The sequence below is a fragment of the Nocardia sp. NPDC052316 genome, from assembly GCF_044547795.1.
Classification (GTDB): Bacteria; Actinomycetota; Actinomycetes; order Mycobacteriales; family Mycobacteriaceae; genus Nocardia.
In genome coordinates this window covers 569,203-586,888 of the sequence record NZ_JBIUBB010000002.1, presented here as the reverse complement: position 1 = coordinate 586,888, position 17,686 = coordinate 569,203, and the positions used below count along the sequence as shown (strand labels likewise).

Annotated in this window: 2 protein-coding genes (1 of these 2 cut by a window edge); one reads left to right on the top strand and one right to left on the bottom strand. The window is 68.7% G+C overall.

Annotation, left to right across the window (positions count from 1 at the left end; translation table 11 throughout):
- Nucleotides 1-72: 72 nt before the first annotated feature.
- The gene (locus tag ACIHA7_RS09475) at nucleotides 73-1,401 is read left to right on the top strand and encodes a cytochrome P450 (protein WP_397287454.1); all 1,329 of its coding nucleotides are present in this window, start codon (nucleotides 73-75) and stop codon (nucleotides 1,399-1,401) included.
- Between the two features lie 9 nt (nucleotides 1,402-1,410).
- Here the strand turns inward: ACIHA7_RS09475 and ACIHA7_RS09470 are convergent, their stop codons facing one another.
- A protein-coding gene (locus tag ACIHA7_RS09470; protein WP_397288700.1) for a non-ribosomal peptide synthase/polyketide synthase crosses the window boundary here: on the bottom strand, nucleotides 1,411-17,686 show its 3' portion. 4,523 nt of this gene lie beyond the right edge of the window; only the last 16,276 of its 20,799 coding nucleotides appear in the window; its start codon lies off the right edge, out of view; it ends in the stop codon at nucleotides 1,411-1,413.

Genomic DNA, 17,686 nt, shown 5'->3' with positions numbered 1-17,686 from the left:
CGTCACGGGCACCGTTGCCGCCGCACCGATTTCGGGTTTGCGCGCAGCCGAACCACCGGTCAGGATGGCCCAGTGCCACAGACCTCCGTATCGCTGCGCGATCTGCCCCGCCTCCGCAATCGCCACCTCGGGCAGATCGGCACACTGATGCGTCCAGGCACCCACGGATCCCCGCTGCTCGAGCTCGGCGAACGATTCGTCATCTCGCCGCCGGGCTTTCCGACCATGCTGGTCACCTACGACATGGACGACGTGCGCGACCTGTTCACCAACCACGACGACTTCTCGATCGGCCAGGTGCTGAGCCGGTTCTCCAGCCACGACCAGATGTTCGGCAAGCAGACCCTGATCTTCCTCGACGGCGACGAGCACCGCCGCGAACGCAAACTGTTCGCCCCGCCGTTCCAGAGCAAGGCCCTGCGGTCCTACGAAGAACTCATGGTCGAGGTGGTCGAACGCGAGCTGCCCAAGTGGCCGGTCGGCGAGGAGTTCGAGTTCCTGACCGCCGGTTACGATCTGGCTATCGGAGTGCTGCTCGGCGTCGTCTTCGGTGATGTCGCGCCGGTTCGCCGAGACCGGCTGAAGCGGGCGGTGCGTGCGTGGTTCGGTGAGATCGAGAGTCGCGGGTTCCTCGCGGTCACGCTGATCACGCCGCTGGTCGGCGGTTACACGCTGCCCTACCCGCCGCTGCGGCGCCGCCAGGCCGAGGTCGACGCCGTCATCATCGAGGAGATCGCGGCACGGCGCGCCACGCCCGGCGACGCGAGCTCCCGGAGAGATGTGCTGTCCCGCTACGTCGGCACCGAACTGGACCAGCACGACGACGCCGCGTTGGCCCGCAACATGCGCGGCATTCTGCTCGGCGCCTACGAGACCACCGCGATCACCCTCGGCTGGATCGCCGCCATGCTGGCCGGCCACCCCGCGGCCATGGCCGAACTGGACGCGGCCATCGCGGCGGACGACACTGCCCGCCTCGACGCCTATCTCGACGCCGTGGTCGCCGAAACGATGCGGCTGCGCCCGGTCTCGCCGTTCACCGGCCGGCGGGCGTTGCGCGACACCGTGATCAACGGAGTGCACATCCCCAAGGGCGCCATCGTCATCGTCCCGATCCTGCTCATCCACGAATCACCGAGGCACTACCAGGATCCGATGGCGTTCCGTCCCGAACGCTTCCTCGACGAGCGGCCGAGTGGCCACACCTGGCTCACCTTCGGCGCGGGCCCGCACCGCTGCCTCGGCGCCCAGTTCGCCCTCGCCGAGGCGCGCATCCTCTTCCGCGTCGTCCTCGAAAACCGGCGCATCGCACCGGCGCCCGGCCCGATCGAGCCGCCGCGCCGCTATCACACCGGTTTGAGCCCCGTGCACAACGCCCGAATCACGTTGCTGCCCCGCTGATCCGGGCTACTACAGGAGGGTGTTCAGTATCCGGCCCACCACGCTCATCATCTCGGGGCGGTCGAAGTCGCCGTGCGCGCAGTCCATCTCGATGACTTCGATGTCGCCGCCGATGTAGGAGCGCCAGGCCGCTTCCAGCTCGGTCTTGGCATCGACGGTGCGGTTGCCGTCCATATCGAGGGTGGCGCCGAAGATCGTCAGGTCGCCGTCGTAGAACGGCGAGGTGTAGCCCTCCCACAGTTTGCAGTTGTTGATGAGCACCGTCGTCAGCCGCTGCACCAATTCCTGGATGACCGGGGCGTCGAGCTGGTCGCCGAATCGGTCGTCGGCCCAGGCCTGGACGCCTGCCATGGCCTCCTCGTCGGTCACGTCGGCATCGGCGGCCGACCCCTGCGGCGGCTGGCTGTCCATCACCGCGAGGAAGCCGACTTCCATTCCCCGACGGGCCAATTCCGCCGCCATCGCCTGCGCTACCACGCCGCCGTAGGACCAGCCGAGCAGATAGTAGGGCCCCTCGCGCTGGAGTGTCTGCATCCGATCGATGTAGTCCGCGACCATCTCCGCCATGGAGCCCGCGGTCGGCCCACCGTCCAGGCCACGGGATTGAATGGCGTACACCGGCCGGTCGGGCAGGTGTCGCCCGAGCTGCTGGTAGAACCAGCCGAGGCCACCGCCGGGATGCAGGCACCACAGCGGTTCGCGCGAGCCCGAACTCTTCAGCGTCAGCACCGGATCGAAATCGGTGCCGACCGCACCACCTTCGTCGAGCCGAGCGGCCAACCGGTCGACGGTAGGTGCGTCGAAGATCACCCGGACGGGGACGTCGACCCCGAGCACGGCCCGCAGCCGGCTGGTGAGCCGGGTGGCCAGCAGCGAATGGCCACCCAGTGCGAAGAAGTCGTCATCGATACCCACCCGGTCGAGGCCGAGGATCTCGGCGAACAACTCCGTCAGCATCCGCTCCCGCTCGTTGCGCGGTGCGCGATATTCGCCTGCGGACAACAGTTCCGGGTCCGGCAGCGCGCCGCGGTCGAGCTTGCCGTTCGCCGTCAGGGGCAGGCTGTCGAGCACCATGACCGTGGCGGGCACCATGAACTCCGGCAGCCGCTCGCCGGCCCACCGGCGCACCTCGGCGGACAGCACGCTCGCCTGCGGGCTGTTGGCGTACTTCGCCAGGTCCATCGCCGGATCCGCGGTGCGGTAGACATCGGTGAGCGGGCGGTGCTCGGCGGCGGCTTCGACGAAGACCGCCTCCATCCGGCCCGCGATCGCGGACCAGGTGACGGCGGTGGTGCATCCGCAGTCCTGACCGAGGATGTGCAGATCCTCCGGCAACACACCCACCCGTTCGGCCTCCGCGTCGAGCACTCCTTCGAAACCGACTCCGCGCGTGTCGGTATCGGACACGCCCGCCCGAATCCGCTCTGCGGCCTCGATTTCGGCGAGCAGCCCCGCGTGCGGAATTCCGGTAACCCGAACGGCAGCACCGGGGCGGGCCTGGAGCACGGAACGCAACTCGTCGAGGCCGGTGAATTCGACGAGAGGGACTTCCGCGACCGACAGCCGATCCGCCGGATTCTTGTGCAGCACAATGTCGTAGCGATACCGGGTCAGCTCGTTGACCGAGAACCCGCGCTTGAGCTGGATGTCGACGGCGTCGAAACCGCTCACCTCGCGGCAGACTCCCGCGAAGTACTCCGGCGCCAACAACAACTCCTGCTCGGCGGCCATATCCCGACGCACCCGATCACGCACCGCCGCCGGGTCCGCCGCGCCGTTGCGCGCGAGCTGTACGGCGGTCGTGAACTCCTCCAGCAGGCTCAGGTTCCGGATGTCACCGAGGAACACCGCACCACCGGGCGCCAGCAGCGCCGAGACCTGCTCGAGCACCCGACGCAGATAGCCTTCGCCGGGGAAGTACTGGACCACCGAGTTCAACACCACGGTGTCGAAATGGTTTTCGGGCAGTCCGGTGGTGTCGTCGGCGCCGCGCACGCTCAGTACGACGCGGTCGACCCAGTCCTCGTGCAGCTCGTTCAGCCGCTGCCGCAGCGTGGTGATGGTCGGGGCGGAGAAGTCCGTCGCCCAGTACTCGGCGCACTCCGGGGCCACCTGCGACAGCAGCAAGCCCGATCCGACGCCGATCTCGAGCACCCGCCTCGGCCGCAGGCCGAGAATCCGCTCGACGGTGGTCGACCGCCATTCCCGCATCTGTTCCAGCGGAATAGCGGACCCGGTGTAGCTGCTGTTCCAGCCACCGAAATCCGAACCGAACGGAACGGAGTCGATGTCTGCCTCGGTGCCGCTGTCGACCTCCTCGGGCGCGGAGTACAGGTCGTCGTACACCCGGCGCCACTGGCCGACCAACTCGTCCTCGCCGACCGCCGGTCCGGACCGGTCCGGCACGACATAGCCGATCAGCTGGGTGCCACCGGTGTCGGACTCGCGGGCGACAACCGCCGCGCGCGACACCGAAGGATGCTGCGCCAGTACGGTTTCGACTTCGCCGGGCTCGACGCGGAAGCCGCGGATCTTGACCTGATCGTCGACCCGGCCGACGAACTCCAGCGCGCCCGACGAAGTCCACCGCACCACATCACCGGTGCGATACAACCGGCCACCGGTCGGATCGAACGGATCGGCGACGAAGCGCGTCGAGGTCAATCCCGCTCGGCCCCGATAGCCACGCGCCAACTGCGCACCCGCCACATACAACTCACCGGCGACGCCCACCGGCACCGGCAGCAAGCCCGAATCCAGGACATATGCCCGCATATTGACCAGCGGTCGCCCGATCGGCACGGACCCTTCCGCGTCGACGTCGGCGGTGCACGTTGTGGCGAACACCGTGGTCTCGGTCGGTCCGTAACCGTTGACCACCTCGACATCGGCGGCCACGTTTCGCACTCTGCGCGCCAAGGCCGAGGAGAGTTCGGCGCCGCCCGCGATCACCTGGGTCAAGCCTTCGAAGGCATTGCCGGGCAGTGCTTCGGCCCGCTCGACCAGCACGGACAGCAGCGCCGGTGTCGCGAACATCCTCGTCACCGACCGGGTGGCGACCAGCTCGAGCATTTCGCCGGGGTCCGAGCGCAATTCCGTCGCCAATACCAGTCCACCACCGGCGCACAACGCCGCCCACATCTCGTAGGTCGAGGCGTCGAAAGCCATCGAGGAATGGACGAGCACGCGCTCGGCCGGGCCGGTCAACCAGTCCTGTGCGATGTGATTCACGACGTTACGGTGCGTGACGCCAACGCCTTTGGGAATACCGGTCGAGCCGGAGGTGTAGATCACGTACGCCAGGTTCTGCGGCCGCACCACCACCCGATCGAGGTCGCCCCGAGCCGCTTCGTCCAGGGTTCGGTCCAGATACAGGCGCGGCGTGGAGTCATCGGGCAGGGCGTCGGCGGTGCCCTGCTCGGTGACGACTACCACCGGCTCGGCATCGGCGAGGATGAACGCCAGCCGGTCCGACGGGTAAGCCGGATCGATCGGCAAGTACGCACCGCCGGCTTTCCACACCGCCAGCAATGACACGATCAGCTCCACCGACCGCGGCACCGCGACCGCGACAACGCTGTCGGCGCCCACGCCGCGCGAAACCAGCACCTGGGCAAGGGATTCGGCGCGCCGGTCGAGTTCTCGGTACGACACCTCGGTGTCCGCGCAGACCACCGCCAACGCCTCCGGAGTCCGCGCTACCTGCGCCTCGAACACATCGATCACGGTGCGGCCTGGGTCGAGCTCGACCCGGGTGTCGTTCCATCGCCGCAACACCACGTCGCGCTCATCGGCGTCGAGCACCTCGATCGACCGCACCGACCTGCCCGGATCGGCCACGGCCGACCGCAGTACGCGCACGAAGCGCGCGGCGATCGCCTCGACCGTTGACCGATCGAACAGCTCCGTCGCGTATTCGATGAGCCCGTTCCACGGCAGGCCCGCCGGGGTGTCGGCGATATTGAAGAACAGGTCGAATCGCGAGGCGGCCAGCGACGCGTTATAGGGCTCGAAGCCGACGCCGGGCAGCTCCAAGTTGGCCAGGCTGTTGTTCTGGAACGCCAGCGTCACCTGGAACAGCGCGTGATGAGCCGCCGAACGGGTCGGGTTGAGCAACTCGACCAGCAGCTCGAACGGCGCGTCCTGATTCTCGTAGGCGGCCAACGCTTTCGCCCTGACCTGACCGAGGACCTCGGTGAACGCCGCCCCCGGCGCCAGCTTTGTCCGCAGCACCCAGGTATTGACGAAGAAGCCGACCAGGTCCGACAGCGCCTCATCGGTGCGGCCCGCGATCGGCGAGCCGAGCGGAATATCCTCTCCGGCACCGAGTTTGAACAACAGCACGGCCAGCGCCGACTGCAACACCATCGACACCGTGGCACCCTCGCGCGCCGCGAGCCGCTCCACCCCGAGCCGGGTCGGCACGTCGATGTCGAACAGCATCATGTCGCCGCGGTAGCTGGCGACCCGTGGGCGCGGGCGATCGGTCGGCAGTCGCAGCTGCTCCGGCAGGCCTTCCAGTTCCGCACGCCAGTACTCGAACTGCCGCGACAGCAGGCTGTCGGGATCTTCCGGCGCGCCGAGCAGTTCCCGCTGCCACAGCGTGTAATCGACGTACTGCACCGGCAGCGGCGCCCACCGCGGCGCCCGATCCGCCAGCCGGGCCGCGTAGGCCACCGACAGATCCCGCAGCAGCGGCGCCATCGACCAGCCGTCACCGGCGATGTGATGGATCAGCAGCACCACCACGCAGTCGTCCGCGCCGGGGCGCACCACGGTGACCCGGATCGGGATCTGGCTGGACAGGTCGAACCCGTAGCGCACGGCCGCGGCCACCGCCGAATCCAATTCGGCCGGGTCCGTGTCGGTCACCACCACGGGGACATCGACCGAGTCCGCGTCGAGCACCCGCTGCGCAGGCATGCCGTCGGCCTCGACGAAGACGGTGCGCAGACTCTCGTGCCGTGCGATCACATCACCGATCGCCGCGCGCAGCACCGGCACCCGCAGCCCGCGCATCCGCACCGCCATCGGGATGTTGTAGGTCGCCGACGGCCCTTCCAGACGATGGATGAACCACAGCCGCCGCTGCGCGTACGACGTCGGGATCACGTCCGGCCGCGAGCGGGCCAGCAGCGCCGGGCGCAGTTGCGCGTCGGCATCGAGCCGAGTCGCCAACTGCGCCAACGTCGGAGCCTCGAAGACCGCCCGGATCGGCACCTCGATCCCGAGCACCACCCTGATCCGGCTCGCCAGCCGGGTAGCCAGCAGCGAATGGCCGCCCAACTCGAAGAAGTTGTCATCGATACCCACCCGGTCGCGACCGAGTACCTCGCCGAACAACTCGGCCAGCACCCGTTCGTCGTCGCCGCGGGGCGCGCGGTACTGCGCCGACGCGGTGAACTCCGGTGTCGGCAGCGCCTTGCGATCCAGTTTTCCGCTCACGGTCAGCGGCACCGAGTCGATCACCAGCACCGCCGCGGGCACCATGTATTCGGGCAGCAGGTCCGCGGCGAATCGGCGCACCTGCCGCGCGTCGAGCGCGGCCGAGCTCGTTCGGTCGGGCACCACATAGCCGACCAGCTGTTTACCGCCGGTCTCGGTGTCGTGCGCCACCACGACCGCGCGTGATACCGAAGGATGCTGGGCCAGTACGCTTTCGACCTCGCCGGGTTCGATACGGAAGCCGCGGATCTTGACCTGATCGTCGACTCGACCGAGGAACTCCAACTGCCCGCGACGGTTCCAGCGCACCACGTCGCCGGTGCGGTACAGCCGACCGCCGCCGGCCGGGTCGAACGGATCGGCCACGAAACGGGCCGCCGTCATCCCCGGGCGGCCGTAATACCCGCGCGCCGTTTGGGTTCCGGCCACATACAGCTCACCGGCGACACCTACCGGAACCGGTGCCAGCCACGAATCCAGCACGAAGGCGCGCACATTGGTCAACGGGTGCCCGATCGGCACCGAGCCGTTCCCCGCTGCGGCGGTATCGGCAACGCACACCGTCGCGAAGACGGTGGCCTCGGTCGGTCCGTAGCCGTTGACGACCTCGACGCCGGGAGCGACCGCCCCCAATCGGCGAGCCAGCGCCGCGGACACCTCGGCGCCGCCGACGACGGCCTGCGCCAAGGTGCGGAAAGGATTGCCGGGCATGGCCTCGACGCGATCGAGCAGCACCGGCAACAGCCCCGGCGTCGAGAAGATCCGCGTCACCGCGCGGGCCTCGATCAGCTCGACCATCTCGGCGGGATCCGAACGCAGCTCAGCCGTCAGCACGAGTGCGTGGCCACCGCACAGCGTCGACCAGATCTCGTAGGTGGAGACGTCGAACGAGACCGACGTATGCATCAGCACGCGGTCGCCGGGGCCGGTGGACCAGTTCTGGCACACCAGATTCGCCACGTTGTCGTGCGTGATCGCCACGCCCTTGGGGACACCGGTCGATCCGGACGTGTAGATCACGTACGCCAGATTCTGCGGTCCGATGCCTACTCGACCGTGTCGGCCCATTACGGCGAGTGTTTCGAGGTCGTCGAGGTAGAGCAGCTGTGTTGTCGTGTCCGGCAGCATGCTCGCGGTCGCGCGATCGGTCAGCACGACGACCGGTGCGGCATCGGCGAGTATGAACGCCAGCCGATCCGACGGGTAGGCCGGATCGATCGGCAGATACGCACCACCGGCCTTCAACACCGCCAGCATCGATACGATCAGCTCCACCGACCGAGGTACCGCTACGGCCACAATGCGATCCGGCCCGACTCCGCGCGAAATCAATACTTCGGCAAGGCGATCGGCCCGGCTGTCGAGCTCTCGATACGACACTTCGGTGTCGGTGCCGATGAGGGCGACCGCCGCGGGCGTCCGGGATACCTGAGTCTCGAACAACCCCAACAACGTTCGGCCCGGCTCGAACGAGGCGGTGGTGTCGTTCCACCGACGCAACACCAGTTCGCGTTCTTCGGCGCCCAGCAGGTCGATGGAGCGCACCGGTACATCCGGGTCCGACACCACTTGCTGGAGAATCCGCACCAACCGCGCCGCCATCGCCTCGACCGCGGCCTGATCGAACGAATCGGGGCGATACTCCAAGTGCAGCGTCAGCGTCGGCGCGGTGTTCGCGATAACGGTCAGCGGGTAGTGCGTCGGTGCGTTCGGGCGCGAGTCGCTGATGGCGAGGCCGCTGGTGTCGGTGACCTCGCCGATGCCGGTGTGGTCGACCGGATAGGACTCGAACGCGATGAGCGTGTCGAACAGGACAGGCAACCCGACGGCCTGGTGGATATCGCTCAAGCCGACATGGTGATAGTCCAGCAGGGCGGTCTGGCGGGCCTGCAAGTCCGTCAGCAGGTCGGCCAGGGTGCCGCGCGGGTCGAACCGCACCCGGACCGGCACGGTGTTGATGAACAACCCGACCATCGAGTTCACCCCGGCGATCACCGGGGGGCGACCCGACACGGTGGCGCCCGCGACCACGTCGGAAGTTCCCGTCGCGGCGGCGAGCACGAGTCCCCAGCCGCCCTGCACGACCGTGCTGAGGGTGGTTCCGAGCTCCGTCGACCGCCGGGTCAAGGCCGAGGCGGTCTCCGGCGACAGCGGCACCTCGACCCGCGCCACCTCGGGCAACTCGACACCGTCGGTGTGCTCGGCGCCGCCCACACTATCGGCGAGCAGGGTGGGTTCGTGCACGCCGTCGAGTTCGCGGTGCCAGGCCCGCACGCCCTCGTCGAAGTCCTGCTCCCCCAGCCACTTCAGGAACTCTTTGTACTCGGACGCGGGCGGCAGCTCAGCGGTCCCGGCATACAGGCGGAACAGATCCAGCACCAGCAGCGGCAACGACCACCCGTCCACCAGTACGTGATGAGCCGTCAGTACCAGCTCCGACCGATCCGCAGCCCGCCGCACCAGCATCAACCGCAGCAACGGCGGCACCGCCACATCGAAATGCGCGTCCCGGTCTTCGGCCAGCAACCGCTCCAACGCCGCATCCCCGGCCGAGTCGCCCAAATCCACCAGACGCCAAGGCAACTCCACCCCGTCCACGACGACCTGCACCGCGTCGCCCCGACGATCGGCGACAAACGCCACCCGCAGGTTCGCGTACCGGTCCAACAACCGCTGACCGGCCGAACGCATCCGCTGTGCGTCGACCCGGCCGACCAACCCGAACACGATCTGCATGTGGTACGCGTCGAACCCCGAACCCGCCAACACCTGATGGAACAGCAGGCCCGACTGCATCGACGTCAACGGCCACACATCCACCAGATCCGGATACCGCTGTTCCAACACGTCGATATCGGCTTGCTCCAGGCCCGGTGCCAAGACATCCGAGGGCGACAAGCCGCCCCCACCGGCCGACACGTGCGCCGCCAGTCCCTCTGCGGCGTCTCGCCACAGGTCCGCGAGCTCCTGTATCTCGTTCGCTGCCAGCACTTCCGACGGCGCGGCGAAGATCGCTTGCAGCACCGGACCCTCGCCGGTGTCGAGCACTATCGTGTTGACGTCGAGCACCGCCATCGCGGGCATCGATTCCAGCGCCGGATCCACCGGCGAGATCAACTGTCCGGCGTCGACCGAGGGAGTCCAGCCCGCACCGCGCAGTCGGTGCGGCAGCAGATCCGTCGAGGTGAACCGGCCGAGGTAGTTGAAGCCGATCTGCCCGGCCGAATACTGTTGCAGCATTTGGGCGGTCTCGGGATTCAGGTACCGGAGCATGCCGTAGCCCATGCCCTTGTCCGGCACCGCGCGCAACTGCTCCTTCACCGCTTTGACCAACGCGCCCGCGGCGGGGCCGCCCGTGCGCAGCTCGTCCCACTCCGCCGCAGACGCGGTCAACCGCACCGGGAACATACTGGTGAACCAGCCGACGGTCGTCGACAGATCCGCGCCGGGAACGATGTTCTCCTGGCGGCCGTGTCCCTCCAACCGGATCAACACCGAGTCGGCACGCACGCCCTTGCGCTCGCGCCAGCGATGCACGGCTACCGCCAAGGCCGCCAGCAATCCGTCCTCGACGCCGCCGTGGAAGGCCGCGGGCAGCGTGGTCAGCAGCACCTCGGTCGTCGGCACCGGAATACGGACCTGGGCGTGGCCGACACTGGCCATGACATCGACCGCCGGATCCAGTGGCCTACGGCCGAGCAGCGGATCGGGTCCGTCGAGAACCGAACGCCACCACGACAATTCGGCGACCCGCTCCGGCCTGGCGGCCTGCTCGACCAAGCCGTGCGCCCAGCGCCGCATCGAGGTTCCGGTCTTCGGCAGCACCGGCGTCGCCCCGGCGGACACTTCCTGCCACGCGGCGGCGAAGTCCGGCAGCAGAATCCGCCAGGACACACCGTCGACCGCCAGGTGGTGCGCCACGACCGCCAGCCAGCCCGCGCGATCGGGGCCGGCGTCGAACCACACGAACTGCACCATCACCCCTGCGGCAGGCGCCAGCCGACCGACGGCGGCCCCCATCTCGTGCACCACCGCGTCCGACATCTCCTCGACCCCGGCCACCGGCACTCGGGTCACCAGTCCGTCCACCGCCACCGAGCCCGGCGGCGCGACCTCGAGCCCCGGCCCGCGCTCGTCGTCGACCAGCCGGGACCGCAGCACGTCATGGCGATCGACCACCGCCGACACTGTCGCCACCAGGCCCGCTCGATCGATGCCGACCGGCAGGTCCAGCACCATCGACTGCGTCGAGCTGTCGAATCCCGCGCCGAGTCCCCGGACGAACCGAGCGACCGGCAGCAACGGCAGCCAGCCCACTCCGCCACCGGGCAGCTCCGCCAGCACCGGGCCTGCGATCTCGCGGCCCGCGGCGACCGCCGCCAACGCGCCCGCCGTCTGATGCTCGAAGACCTCGCGCGGGCTGACGTCCACGCCCAACTCCCGTGCCCGTGACACCACCTGGATCGAGCGGATACTGTCGCCGCCCAATTCGAAGAAGCTGTCGTCCAGCCCAACCCGCTCGAGGCCCAACACCTCGGCGAACACGGTGGTCAGGATCTGCTCTTCCGCCGACACCGGCGCTCGGTACGCCCGCGACGAACTCACCTCCGGATCGGGCAGCGCCTGCCGATCCAACTTGCCGTTCGCGGTCAATGGCAACGAGTCGAGCACCATGACCACCGTCGGCACCATGAAATCGGGCAGCCGTTCGGCCACGAAGTCGCGCACCGTTCCGCCGTCGAGCACCGCCCGGTCGCCCGCGTCCGAACCGGCGCGGTCGGCGACCACGTACCCGATCAGCTGCTTGCCGCCGGTCTCGGTGTCGCGGGCGATCACCACCGCTTGCGACACCGAAGGGTGTTGCGCCAGCACCGATTCGACCTCGCCCGGCTCGACGCGGAAGCCACGGATCTTGACCTGATCGTCGACCCGGCCGACGAACTCCAGCGCCCCCGCCGCGGTCCACCGGACCACGTCACCGGTGCGATACAACCGGCCACCGGACGCATCGAACGGGTCGGCGACGAAGCGGGCCGAGGTCAACCCCGCTCGCCCCTGATATCCCCGCGCCAGCTGGGCGCCTGCGACGTACAGCTCGCCCGCGAACCCGACCGGCACCGGCCGCAACAACGAATCCAGGACATACGCCCGCATATTGGCCAGGGGCCCGCCGATCGGCGCCGAGCCTGCCGACACCTCGTCAGCGGCGTGCACCGTCGCGAACACCGTGGTCTCGGTCGGGCCGTAGCCGTTGACCACCGCCACCCGGTCGGCGATCCGCCGCACCCGGCGCACCAGCGCCGCGGGCAGTTCGGCGCCACCGGCGATCACCTGGGTCAGGCGCCCGAACGCGTTGGTGGACAGCGTCTCCGCGTGGTCGAGCAGCACCGCCAGTAGGGCCGGGGTCGCGAATATCCTTGTCACTGACCGCGTTCCGATCAGGTCCAGCATCTCGGCCGGGTCCGAACGCAGCTCGCTCGTCAAGACCAGTCCGGCACCCGAGCACAGGGCCACCCACATTTCGTACGTCGAAGCGTCGAAGGCCATCGACGAGTGGACGAGCACACGTTCGTCCGGGCCGGTCAGCCAGCCCTGCGAAACGTGGTTGACCACGTTACGGTGCGTGATCCCAACACCTTTGGGGACGCCGGTTGAGCCCGACGTGTAGATCACGTACGCCAGATGCTGCGGCCGGACCTCGGCTCGGCCGTTTCCGTCCACCACTTCGAGTGCGTCGAGGTAGAGCAACGGGGCTCCGGTTTCGGGCACGACGCTCGCCGTTGCGCGATCGGTCAACACGACGACCGGCGCGGCATCGGAGAGAATGAACGCCAGTCGATCCGATGGATAGGCCGGATCGATGGGCAGATACGCGCCACCGGCCTTCAACACCGCCAGCAATGCCACGATCAAATCCACCGAGCGCGGCAGTGCCACCGCGACAAGGCAATCCGGCCCGACGCCGCGCGCACTCAACACTCGCGCGAGGCGATCCGCTCGACCGTCGAGCTCGCGATACGACACTTCGCTGCCCGCGCCGACCACGGCGACGGCTTCCGGGACCCGCGCGGCCTGCGCCTCGAACAGACCGACCACGGTGGTGTCCGGGATGTCGATCGCGGTGTCGTTCCACCGGTGCAACACCAGCTCACGTTCGTCCGCGCCCAGGAGATCGATCGCGGCCACCGGTGTGTGCGGGTCCGCGACCACCTGCCGCAAGATCCGCACCAACCGCTCCGCCATCCCCTCCACCGCAGAGCGATCGAACGAGTCGCAGCGATAGTCGAGATACAGCGTCAAGGTGGGCGCGGCGCCGGCGATGACGGTCAACGGGTAATGCGTCACCGAGTTCGGGCGCAGGTCGGTGATCGTGATCCCGCTGGTGTCGGTCGCTTCCTCGATGCCGGTGTGGTCGACCGGGTAGGACTCGAACGCGATGAGCGTGTCGAACAGGACAGGCAACCCGACGGCCTGGTGGATATCGCTCAAGCCGACATGGTGATAGTCCAGCAGGGCGGTCTGGCGGCCCTGCAACTCCGTCAACAGTCCGGCGAGCGTGTCGCGCGGGCCGAACCGTACCCGCACCGGCACGGTATTGATGAACAACCCGACCATCGAGTCGACGCCCGGGATCTCCGCGGGGCGGCCCGAGACGGTGGCGCCGACGATGACGTCCTGATGTCCGGTCGCCGCGGCGAGCAAGATGCCCCACGCCGCCTGGACGACGGTGTTCACGGTGACGCCGAGTTCGGCTGCCCGCCTGTTCAATGCGGCACCGATATCCGCGGTCAGCGCCACCCCGACCCGCTCGACACCGTCCGCCGCCGCATCGGTCCCGCGCACACTGCTCGCGAGCAGGGAGGGTTCATGGACGCCATCGAGCTCCTGACGCCACGCCCGCACGCCGGCTTCGACATCGCGCTCCCCCAGCCACTTCAAGAACTCCTTGTACGCGGCGGGCTGCGGAAGGCCGGCGTCCGAGCCGTCGGAGCCGTAGAGCCGCAACAGATCTCGAATCATCAGCGGCAGCGACCAGCCGTCCATCAGGACGTGATGCGCGGTCATGACCAACTCCGCACGCCGGTCGGTCATCAGCACCAGTGTCAAGCGCAGCAGCGGCGGCACGGACATGTCGAAATGCGCCTGGTCGTCGTCGACGAGCAGGCGGTCCAACGCCGCATCGCGCTCGGCCTCGGCACGATCACGCAGATCAACCACCCGCCATGGCAATTCGACGTCGGACACGACGACCTGCACTGGCTTACCATGCGGGCCAGGGGCATAGGCCACCCGCAGGTTCGGATACCGATCCAGCAATCCTTGGCCTGCCGCACGCATCCGCTCCGGATCCACCTGTCCGGCCAGGCCGAACACCACCCGCATGTGATAGGCGTCGAACCCTGAGCCGGCCAGTGCCTGATGGAACAGCAGGCCCGACTGCATCGGCGTCAACGGCCACACGTCCGCCAGGTCGCGGTACCGCGCCTCCAAGGCCTCGATCTCGGGCTGCCCCAACCGGACCAGCGACAAGTCCGACGGCGTCAAACCGCCCGCGCCCGGCCTCCCGGCATGCTCGGCCAACCCGGTCAGCGCACCGCGCCACAGTTCGGCGAGCTGCGCGGTCTCGTTCTCGGCGAGCACGCCCTCGGGTGCCGCGAACACGGCTCGCAGTACCGGGCCGTCGCTGGTATCGACGACCATCGTGGTGACATCCAGCGCCGCCATCGCGGCCATCGCCGGGTCAGGAGCCGCACCGGCCGCCGCACTGTCCGCCGCCGGTGTCCAGCCCGCCCCGCGCAGTCGTTGTGGCAGCAGGTCCGCGGCATTGAACCGACCGAGGTAGTTGAAGCCGATCTGACCGGTCGAATACTGTTGCAACACAGTGGAAGTGTCGGGATTGAGGTAACGCAGCAAGCCGTACCCGATGCCCTTGTCGGGTGTCGCACGCAGTTGTTCCTTGATCGCCTTCAGCAAGGAACCTGCGGCAGGGCCGCCTGCGCAGAGCTCCGCCCAAGGCGACTCGGCCACGGACAGTCGCACCGGATACACACTCGTGAACCAGCCGACCGTACTGGACAGGTCGGCACCGGGAACCGTGTCTTCCTCGCGGCCATGGCCTTCCAACCGGATCAGCACCGAACGCTCGGCGTCGCTGCGGTCGTCGGTATTTCGCCACTGCGTGATCGTCGCCGCCAACGCGGACAACAGCCCGTCCTCTACCCCGCCGTGGAACACCGCGGGCAGCGTCGTCAACAGTTCCTCGGTCACCGCCACCGAAAGCTCGACATCGACCTGCCGCACGGTCGCCATCACGTCGACTGCCGGATCCACGGGCCGGGCACCCAGTACCGGGTCCGGTCCATCCAGGACCGAACGCCACCAAGGCATCTGCGCAGCAAGCTGTGTAGCCTGCTCGACCAAGCCGTGCGCCCAGCGCCGCACCGAGGTCCCCGTACTCGGCAAGGCGGGTGTCTCGCCCGCCGACACCGCCTGCCACGCGGTGGCCAAGTCCGGCAACAAGATCCGCCATGACACACCGTCGATCACCAGATGATGCGCCACGATCGACAGCAGGCCGCCCCGCGCGGGTCCCGCATCGAACCACACGAACTGCACCATCACCCCGGCCGTCGGCGCGAGCCGGTGCACGGCCGCACCGACCTGCTCGGTGATCACCTCGGCCCGCTCCGCCGAACCTTGTTCGGGGACAGCCAGCTCGACGCGATGCAGCAACTGGGCTGCGTCCACCGAGCCGACCGGCGCGACCTCGAGGCCCGCACCGCGCTCGTCATCGACCAAGCGCGACCGAAACACATCGTGGCGATCGAGCACCGCCGACAACGTCTCGAGCAGCCCTGCCCGGTCGATGCCCGTCGGCAGGTCGAGCAGCATCGACTGGGTGAACCGATCGAACCCCGCACCCAGCTCACGCACGAACCGCGCGGCGGGCAACAACGGCAGCCACCCCACGCCGCCCCCGGCGAGCTCGCGCAACACCGGACCGGCGGCCCCGCGACGGCGGGCTATCGCGGCCAACGCTGCCGCGGTCTGATGCTCGAACACCTCACGCGGGCTGACCTCCACGCCCGCTTCCCGCGCGCGTGACACCACCTGGATCGAGCGGATACTGTCACCGCCCAGCTCGAAGAAGCTGTCGTCCACGCCTACCCGCTCGACGCCGAGCACCTCGGCGAACACCCCGGCCAGGACTTCTTCCTCGGTGCTGCGCGGCGCCCGATACCGCGTGGACGCGGTGAACTCCGGATCCGGCAGCGCGGCCCGATCGAGCTTCCCGTTCCTGGTCAACGACACGGCGTCGATCACCAGCACCACCACGGGCACCATGAACTCCGGCAGGCGCGCGGCGGCGAAGTCGCGCACGGCACCGCCGTCGAGTTCGGCCGCGCCGGGCTCGGATCGATCGGCGACGACGTAGCCGACCAGTTGCTTGCCACCGCCGACATCCCGTGCGACGACCACGGCTCGCGACACCGAAGGATGGTCGGCCAGCACGGTTTCGACCTCGCCCGGCTCGACCCGGAAGCCGCGGATCTTGACCTGCTCGTCGGCCCGGCCCGCGAACTCCAGCTGCCCGGAGTTGTTCCAGCGCACCACATCACCGGTGCGATACAGCCGCCCACCAGCCGGATCGAACGGGTCCGCCACAAACCGTGCCGCGGTCAGCCCGGCCCGACCGTGGTAGCCACGCGCCACATGCGCACCGGCCACATACAACTCACCGGTGACGCCCACCGGCACCGGCGCCAGCCACGAATCCAGCACGAACACCCGCACATTGCCCAACGGGCGACCGATCGGGACGACACTGCCGACCTCGCTCCCCGCCGGGCACTCGGTCACCAGGACCGTCGTCTCTGTCGGCCCGTAACTGTTGACGACCTCGACCTCGGCGTTGCGCGCGTGCAACTTCCGCACCACGCTCGTGGGCAACTCCGCGCCGCCGACGATGACCCGCCGCAGCGTTCGCAAGGGGTGCTCGGGCATGGACTCGACATAGTCGACCAAGGCAGACAGCAAGGGCGGCGTCGCGATCATCGTCGTCACCGACTGCTCCGCGACCAGCCGAGTGAGCTCCGCGAGGTCCGATCGCGGCTCCTCGGCCACGACCAACGCCCCGCCGCCGACCAGCGCGGGCCAGATCTCATAGGCTGAGGCGTCGAACGCGAGCGAGTGGTGGGTCAGCGCCCGCTGCCCGGCACCCACCGCACGCACCTGGGTGACCAGGTTCAGCACGTTGCGGTGGGTGACGGCAACACCTTTGGGCAGGCCGGTCGAACCGGACGTGTAGGTCATGTACGCCAAGGTCCGCGGATCGACCCGAGCCGGAAGCGGTCCGGACACCGCGGGGTCCAGCCGGTCGAGGTAGAGGTGCGGCGTCGCGGTCGCGGGCAGCAGCTCGGCGGTCGCGGAATCGGTTACCACAGCGAACGGCGCGGCATCGGTGAGCACGAACGCCAACCGCTCCGGCGGGTACGCCGTGTCGAGCGGCAGATAGCCACCACCGGCCTTCAACACACCCAGCAGTGCCACGATCAACTCCGCCGACCGCGGTAGCGCGACCGCGACGATGCTGTCCGGCCGCATCCCTCGCGACACCAGTACGCGCGCAAGCCGATCGGTTCGCCTGTCGAGCTCTCGATACGACAGCTCGGTCTGCCCGCTGACGACGGCCGGTGCGTCCGGGGCGGCGTCGACCTGTGCCTGGAACAGCCCGACGATGGTTTCGCCCGCGACCTCGGCAGCGGTGTCGTTCCACCGTCGCAAGACCAGTTCGCGTTCGTCGGTGCCGAGCACGTCGATCGACCCCACCGCGGCCGCC